Origin of the sequence: Streptomyces sp. NPDC006385 (genome assembly GCF_040612485.1) — a bacterium.
Lineage (GTDB): Bacteria > Actinomycetota > Actinomycetes > Streptomycetales > Streptomycetaceae > Streptomyces.
Window position 1 is genome coordinate 1 of sequence record NZ_JBEXQG010000143.1, and the last position, 7,288, is coordinate 7,288.

A 7,288-nucleotide genomic window follows, 5' to 3' on the forward strand; every position below is an offset into this window, starting at 1 on the left:
GGTGCAGCGAACGCTGCACCACCCCGGATCGAGCGGGATCGAGTAGGGCCCAGCAGGATCGAATCGGGTGTATAAATCGGGCACTTTGGTAAAGCCGCAGGTGAGAAGCGTCACCTGGATAGGTTCGAGTCCCACCCGCCCCACCAGCGGTTTCTTATACAGAAACGTTCTGACCTGCGGAAACGCGGTTGGAAGGGGTGTTTTGTGTAAGGCGGTTGCTTGGAATCGGTGTGGCGAACGGGCGTCTTCGCACGTCTCGCGCCGGCTCTGAACCCTTGTGACCTGGGCTTTAGGGGTGGGATCGGTGGTGTGGCGGTCCCACGCGCCGGCCACTGGTCCCTGGTGGCCAGGAGCCGATCCGCCTAACGGAACCGGGACGGATGCTGATGCGGTTGTTCTCTCGGAGCGCCCAGCCAAGGGGAAGCGACCATGAAGGTGCAGGCCGATCCGACCGCTGAGGGCGTGAGTCCGAGGGTGGCTGTGACTGCTTTCGGGCGTGTCGGGTGCGTTCCCCGCCTTCCGCAGGAGGGCCGCCGCCCCGAACTCGACGGCACCACGGGCGGTGTGAACCGGTGGACAGGCGTCACCGTTGCCGACGGCGTGCGCCACTCGGCGCGGCTGCCGCAAGCCTGAGGTGCGGCTCCTATCGCCTCGCCCGCCGAGAAGACTCCGGGTGCCGCAGCGCGGTCGGGCGCTCAGGGCCGGCCTGGGTCTTCGAGCAGGGCAGACCCGTCACGGGGGTAAACGAGCCTGCCCCACACGTCGGAGCCCGCTGCCCCCTCCACAGAGGGCGGGCCCCTTGACCCTCTTGATCGGGTCGCCTCCTACAGCGCACCACGGACTTGATGTGTCACACGTGACCGTGCAGCCGGGCCATGGGCCATACCGCAATGTGGAGGCATTACCGCTTGTCGGGCTGCTCGGACTTGGTCGTTTCAGCGGACCTGGCGGCCTGGTGGGCTTGGCAGTCTTCTCGGCCTTCTGGATTTCTCGGGCTTGTCCTGCGTGCGTCCTGCGGTCTGCGCAGCGCAGTACGCGGCGACTTCCTGCTCGCCGCCCGCGGCCTCGACGAGCTGCTGCCGGGCCGTCGCGTCCAGCGTCTTGCCCCGGCCTTTGACAGCCTCGAACGCCCGGCAGTGGGCCTCGGTGTCCTGAGCTGTGGCCAGGTGATCCGGCGTGCGGCTCACCCATGCCCGCATCCATCCCGCTACCGCATCCATCCCTGTCCGACGGTCGGCCGCCAATGCCGTTCATGCCGTGCCCCCAGCGTCCGGGGGACCTCGTCGTCCGGGGGACCTCGTGTGTCACACCTCCGACGCCGAGCCGTCGGGGCAAGGCGTTTCAGCCCCCGGCACCAGGCGGCGCGCACCGCACCAGGGCGCTTGCCGAGGACGCGGGCGGCGGCGGCCTCGTCGAGGCCGACGACGACGCGCAGCAGCAGGGCGCCGGCCTGGGGGCGGTTGAGCAGCGTGCCTCGTCCACAGCCGTCCAGAGGGGCGCAGCAGCTGAGACCGTCCGTCTCATCGCCCGTCGGCCGGGGTGGGGGCATGGCGGTCCAGGTGAACGAGGGCGGGTGCGTGGAGGTCGCGTCGCCAGGCCGCTTCGTCGGCGAGTGTTCCGGCGGTGCTGTACTGGTGGACCTGGGGGGCGTGGGGCAGGGCGCGGGCGACCTCGGCGACCGGTATGGGGCGGAATCCGAGTCGGGTCCAGAAGGGTCCGGCTTCCGTGGAGAACAGGTAGGCCGTGCGGGCTCCTTGTGCGGCGGCGTCCACGAGCGCGTGTTCGACCAGGCGTTGTGCGCCGCCGCAGCCGCGCAGGTCGGGGCGGACGGCGACACTGCGCAGCAGCACGTGGTCGTCCTGGCGTTCCCAGCCCAGGGCCGCGGCGGGGCCCGCGGTGTCCCGGGTGAGCCAGTACCGCGTGCCAGGCGCAAGAACGCCCTCGGACGAAAGGCCCTGTCCGGCGAGGAAGGTGGCCAGCTCGCCCGTCCCACACCGGCAGGGCGGGCCTGGGGGGCGGGAGGGGTTTGGCGTAGCAGCGGCTGAGCGTCTTGTGTTCGTACGGCGGGTAGTTGGGGACCCGCTGGTAGTCGGCGCGGGTGTACAGCGCGATGGCTTCGGGCTGGTGGACGGCCGTCTCCAGACGCATCTCGAGGTGACCGAGCGCGGTGGCGGTGCGTTCTGCCCTGCCAGGAGCCTGGCGGCGATGCCGCGGCCTCGGGCCTCGGGGGCTACGTACATGCGCTTGAGTTCGGCGGCGGTGTCGGGGGCGGGAAAGGGCTGGACGGCACAGCAGCCGACCGGGCGGCCGTCGGCCTCCGCGAGCAGGAAGCGGATGGCGGGGTGGAGGTGGGAGCCGCCGGTGCAGGGCTCGTCGGGATAGCGGGCGGCGAGGTCGTCGTCGAGGGCGCGGACCAGCCGCCGGACGCTCGGGTGGTCGGCCGCGGCGGCGGCGATGGTGAGACCGGGGGTGGTCATAGGGTGCGGTTCCCTTCGAGGATCAGGTCCAGTTGCCTCTCCAGGACGCGCCGTTGGAGGTCGGGCGGGTAGGCGTCCGGATCGGTGACGGCGTTCAGGGCCAGGCCGTCCAGGCATACGACGAGGGTGCGCACCCGGGCCTCCAGGTCCCCCGGCTCCGGCTCGCCGGGGAGTGCGGCGCGCACCAGGGCGGTCAGCCGGCGCACCCAGGAGGCGTGGCTGACGGAGTGCTCGCGCAGGAGTTCCGGGTCGGTGCGGGTGGTGAGCAGGAAGGACGACCACACGACGGCCTCCAAGTGCCGTTCCTCGTCCAGCGGCAGTGCCTGCTCGGCAACGGCGTACAGGTGGGTGCGCGGGTCGTCGTGCCGCACGGGCATCGCGTCGATGCGGTCCGCCATGCGGCGATGCATGACGGACCGGGCGTGCGCGAGGAGGGCCTTCTTGTCACGGAAGTAATGGGTGACCATGCCCGTCGTGCAGCCGGCGGCGGCGACCGACCGGAGTGTCAGCCCCTCCAGCCCGCTCTCGCGCACCACCTGCCATACGGCACCGGAGATCTCGGAGCGGCGCTGGGCATGGTCCACCTGTCGAGGCACGAGGCCCCCCTTCTCTTTGCGTAACACGCGTTGCGTAACGCATGTTGCGTGGTTGGCGGGGGCCAAGGCCAGAGGGTCGGCCGCGTCCTGCTTGTGGCGCCGCCCCCAACCGGCTTGGTGGGACCCCGGGGGACGGCGTCGACCCGGGGTCCCAGCGCTCGGCGAATCCGACAGCCTCAGCGATCCGACTCGATGACCGGGCCCGGGTCAGGGGTGTCGGTGTCGAAGGGCGGCGCTTCGTCGGTCCACTTCATCGCCGTGATCGTCGCGTAGCTCAGCAGCTCGCCCTTGCTCACACCGTCACCGCTCCGGGTGGCCACCGTCTCGGTGCCCAGGGGCATGCCCGTGGACTTGTCGAAGATCAGGCGGACTTCGGGGGCGGACTCGTAGGGGCTGGGAAGGGCCACGGCGTAGCCGGTGCGGCCGGTGTGGTCCTTGACGTCGCCGAGGGAGCGCACGCCGGGTTCGGCGGCGAGGAGGCGGTAGGCGGCGGCGCGGAGTGCCGGGCTGGACGGGAGCGACGTGGCGAGTTGGATGGCGGTGCTGACGACGATCCGGTCGAGGACTTCCTCGGGGGCGTTGTAGTCCTTGTCGACGAGGGCGAACAGGCGCTTGCGGAGGGCCTTTGCGTCAGTGGGAAGCGTGGGCAGCAGGCGGAGGGGAACCTCGCCGTACGGGACGCTGTCGGCCGTGCCGCCGGGGGCGTCGTGCTGGATCTCGCCCTTGCCGGCGTAGGTGACGATCCCGTCGGTGTCGTTCGTCAGTTTCCACGACGTGGGGGAACCGTCCGCTTTCCATGCCGCCTCGTCGGCCTTCGTGGCCGGACGGGCCCCGGAGTCCACGGACTGCGACCAGTACTTGTTCCTGGCGGCGGCTGTCCAGTACCGCTGCTCGGTGCGGACGTCGATGGTGTAGTTCTTGCCAGGGACCTTGTGGAGGGAACCGATGTGTTCCTCCACGTACCAGTAGGTGCCCGAGCCGGCCGCCTGTCGCTCGACGTGGGAGGCGGCGGCGAGAAGGATCTGGCTGCCGGATCCCGACGCTGCGGAGGAAGAGGGTCCCGGCCGCTCCGGCGCGGTATCGGTGATCACCAGAGCCGCCACCGCCGTCGCGGTGGCCAGGGCGAGACCCGTGACGAGAGGACGGCCCACCCGGCGCGGCCGGGCAGTGGCGCGTGCTCTGTGCGTCGCGCGCGGACGGCTCATGACGGTTGCGAGTTCCTCTTCCCGAACCGGTGACGGCGTGGGGAGGTCGGGGTCGAGGTGGGCGGGGCGGGCGGCGGTCAGGTGGTGCAGGACGTCGTTCTTCACTGGGCTTCCTCTCCCACGGTGATCCGGGCTCGAGTGGACACGCGCCGCGCGGCTGCGGCCTCCTCCACGGGCGGGGAGGCCGACGCGGCCTGGCCGAGGCGCTTGCGCGCCCGGTGCAGGCGAACCCGCAGGGTGATGGGTGAGCAGCCGACCACCGCGGCCGCCTGCGCCGGGGTCAGGCCCTGCCATGCGGAGAGGATCAGCAGTTCCCGATCGTCCTCCGGCAGCGTGGCCAGCGCCTTGAGCAGCGCGTTGCGCTCGGACACCTCCTCGGCGATGTCCGCCTCGGCGGGGTCCGCCCAGGACATCAACTCGGCGGCGAACGAGGCGCGCCGGGCCTCGGCCCGGATGCTGTCGCGCAGGATGTTGCGTGCGACCACGAGCAGCCACGGCAGCGGCTGCTCGGGCACGTCGTCCAGCCTGCGCCAGGCCACGGTGAACGTCTCGCTCACCACCTCGTCGGCAACCTGACGTCCCGCACGGCTGGCCACGTAGGCCCACACGCGTTGCCGGCAGCCGTCGTAGATGGCGGTGAAACGATCCGCGTCGTCGTCGGGCACTGCCGCACCTCCTGTCCCTCCCGGTGTGTTCTGTCGTCGGGTAGTGGTCCGAACGAGGTGATCGTTACAGCGGAATCGCAGGAAATCCGCCCGAGAAACGAGGCATACACCACACCGAGGCCCGCCGAAGGCGAGCTGCTCAAACCGCCGCGCGCCTGCCGGCGTCCCCAAGCGGCCGGCCCGGTCCTGCCGGTTGTGCGTCACCGGCATCGCGGATCGGAACGCGAGAGGTCCGAGACCGCTCAGCCGTCCTCGCGGCAGATGACAAAGCCGGGGAAGGGATGCCGTCCGAGCCGGTCGCCGATCTCGTCGATCGCCGCACGGATGTCGCGCAGGTGGCCGACGGCCATCTCCAGGGGCGGCTCGTCCGGCTGGTAGGTGGTCCGGATCGGGTACTCCACGCCGGGCTGGTCGGTCATCTCGATGTGACAGCCGAGGACGTGGGTGACCGGTCGGGTGCCGGCGAACGCGATCAAGCGGTCGACCGTCCGGCCGAAGGCAGCCCAGTCCTCCACGTACAACCGCCCGGGATACACCGTGTCACCGGTGAGCAGGAATCCGGTGTGCGGGTCGTAATACGTGACGGCTGCCTTGTCGTGACCCGGGGTGGCCAGGCACTCCAGCACCCGGCCGCCGAGATCGACCCGGGCGACCCGATCGGGGTCCTCGGTGAAGCCGAAGTACTTCCAGGCACTGTCCAGATCCGCTCCCACCACCGTGGTGCGGGGGCGGTCCGCGAACTGTGCATCGCCCGCGACGTGGTCGTGGTGAGAGTGGGTGTGCAGGACCAGCAGGGCGTAGTCGCTCCGCTGACGCTCGGCCAGCCAGCGGCCGACCAGCTCGTCGACCACCCGTCTCAGCGGGAAGAACTCGGCCGACTCGGTGGCTCCGGTGTCGATGAGTACGGCGCGCTCGTTGCCGAAGATCAGGAAGAGGAACGGCGCCTCATAGTTGATCGCCTTGTTCTGCCGCAGGATGAACGTGTGCTCGTCGTACGCGTGGACCTGGATATCGGGATCGGCGTTGTGCTTCGCCGACGGCGATCCGTGGATCCAGTCGACGTCCAGGGCACGGGGCTCGGGTGCCTCGGACACGAGTCGATCCGCTGCCCATGTACGCCCATGACGCCTCCTGAGAGCGTCGTCTTATCGGGCCGGGTACGGCGCACATCTCGTCCGGGGCAGGCACTCGTGCACCTCCGCGCGGAATGTACTACGCCTGGACCATGCTGCTCAACGAGACAGCAGTCCGGCGGGCGGGCTGGCGGTGAGGCGACAGCGGGACTTGCCGGCCCGAGGCGGTGACCTGCTCGGTTCTTCGTCGTGCCTGCCAATTGCTGGGGCCGGTCGAGGCGTGGCGCCCGACGCAGAGACAGGCCCGGCGGCCCCGACGGGCCGGAGCCGTGCTGCTCGGGGGCGCATGATGAGCGCGGCGACATGGTAAGTGCACGGCGTGCCCGAGGGGCTGGCATAGAGGTGCGTGACGTCGGCGGCGAAGTACACAGAGTCTCCCGCGTTGAGGTTGGCAGGCTGGAAAGGGCTTGGGCGCATGGCAAGCACCGGAGCTGCCCCGGCAGCGAACGGCGGCCCGTACTCGATCATCCGGTAGGAGATTTGCCTGACGTGGTGATGACCTTCGACTGATTCTGTGCTCCGGCCAAGGACGCACTGACCAGCACACTGGCTTCTCCAACCGCACGACCACCGCCACAACTGCTGATTCACCGAGGCTGACCCTCGCGCTGCGTACATGCTCTGGACGCCGGTGGGGATTCCAGGTGGCCACGATGGGGGGAGCTGAACTGGCCGCCAGCGGGGGATTTCTACTGGCCGCTGACGCAGGGGCCCACCGTTCACGTGTTCTGGCAGGCGATTCCTTCGTCGGCTCCGCGCCATCGCACTGGAAGGGTGGCATTCCTAAGACGTCGTCTCATTTGGTGAGTCTGCGGTAACAGATGAGGCTGCAGGCGATGGCGGTGAAGGCCAGGAATTGCTCAGCCTTGCGTTCGTAGCGGCGGTGCAGCCGGCGGCAGCCGCCCAGCCAGGACATCGTGCGCTCGATCGTCCAGCGGTGGCGGCCCAGGCGGGTGGAGGACTCGATGCCCTTGCGGGCAATGCGATGCCGGATGCCTCGCTTGTGCAGCCATCGGCGCAGGTGGTCGTAGTCGTATCCCTTGTCCGCGTGCAGCTTGGCAGGCCGTCGCCTGCGCGGGCCGCGGCGGGAGCGGATCGGCGGGATGCCGCGCACCAACGGCTCAAGGGCCTGGCTGTCGTGCAGGTTCGCGCCGGAGATGCCGATCGAGAGGGGTAAACCAGTCCGCTCGGTGATCAAGTGGATCTTCGAGC

The 7,288-nt window shown here is 70.0% G+C and carries 7 protein-coding genes, 1 pseudogene and 1 riboswitch; all 8 genes and pseudogenes read right to left on the minus strand.

Going from position 1 to position 7,288, the window contains the following annotated elements:
• Nucleotides 1-935: 935 nt before the first annotated feature.
• A complete protein-coding gene (locus ABZ078_RS43810; protein ID WP_356584196.1) occupies nucleotides 936-1,187 on the minus strand; it encodes a hypothetical protein in 252 nt (83 codons plus the stop codon).
• A gap of 143 nt (nucleotides 1,188-1,330) precedes the next feature.
• Nucleotides 1,331-1,465 (minus strand): annotated as a pseudogene (locus ABZ078_RS43815) (sigma factor-like helix-turn-helix DNA-binding protein); the annotation flags it as partial.
• Between the two features lie 55 nt (nucleotides 1,466-1,520).
• Complete coding sequence (locus tag ABZ078_RS43820) at nucleotides 1,521-2,477, minus strand: GNAT family N-acetyltransferase (protein WP_356584198.1); 957 nt, start codon at nucleotides 2,475-2,477, stop codon at nucleotides 1,521-1,523.
• Nucleotides 2,474-3,073, minus strand: a complete 600-nt coding sequence (locus ABZ078_RS43825; RefSeq protein WP_356584200.1) for a TetR family transcriptional regulator C-terminal domain-containing protein — start codon at nucleotides 3,071-3,073, stop codon at nucleotides 2,474-2,476. Before ABZ078_RS43825 ends, ABZ078_RS43820 begins: the two co-directional genes overlap by 4 nt.
• A 176-nt stretch (nucleotides 3,074-3,249) precedes the next feature.
• Complete coding sequence (locus tag ABZ078_RS43830) at nucleotides 3,250-4,383, minus strand: CU044_5270 family protein (protein ID WP_356584202.1); 1,134 nt, start codon at nucleotides 4,381-4,383, stop codon at nucleotides 3,250-3,252.
• Nucleotides 4,380-4,943: a sigma-70 family RNA polymerase sigma factor gene (locus ABZ078_RS43835; RefSeq protein WP_356584204.1), complete on the minus strand. Its 564-nt coding sequence runs from the start codon at nucleotides 4,941-4,943 to the stop codon at nucleotides 4,380-4,382. Before ABZ078_RS43835 ends, ABZ078_RS43830 begins: the two co-directional genes overlap by 4 nt.
• A 242-nt stretch (nucleotides 4,944-5,185) precedes the next feature.
• Nucleotides 5,186-6,037 (minus strand): MBL fold metallo-hydrolase, encoded by an 852-nt coding sequence (locus ABZ078_RS43840; protein ID WP_356584206.1) that lies wholly within the window; start codon nucleotides 6,035-6,037, stop codon nucleotides 5,186-5,188.
• A gap of 40 nt (nucleotides 6,038-6,077) precedes the next feature.
• Nucleotides 6,078-6,145, minus strand: a riboswitch (guanidine-III (ykkC-III) riboswitch).
• 727 nt (nucleotides 6,146-6,872) lie between these two features.
• Nucleotides 6,873-7,288 (minus strand): IS5 family transposase (locus ABZ078_RS43845; RefSeq protein WP_356584208.1); only part of this gene is annotated, 416 nt, incomplete at its 5' end.

Coding starts and splice junctions, on each gene's coding strand:
- ABZ078_RS43820 (WP_356584198.1), bottom strand. CDS start 2,477: ATGACCACCCCCGGTCTCACCATCGCCGCCGCCGCGGCCGACCACCCG.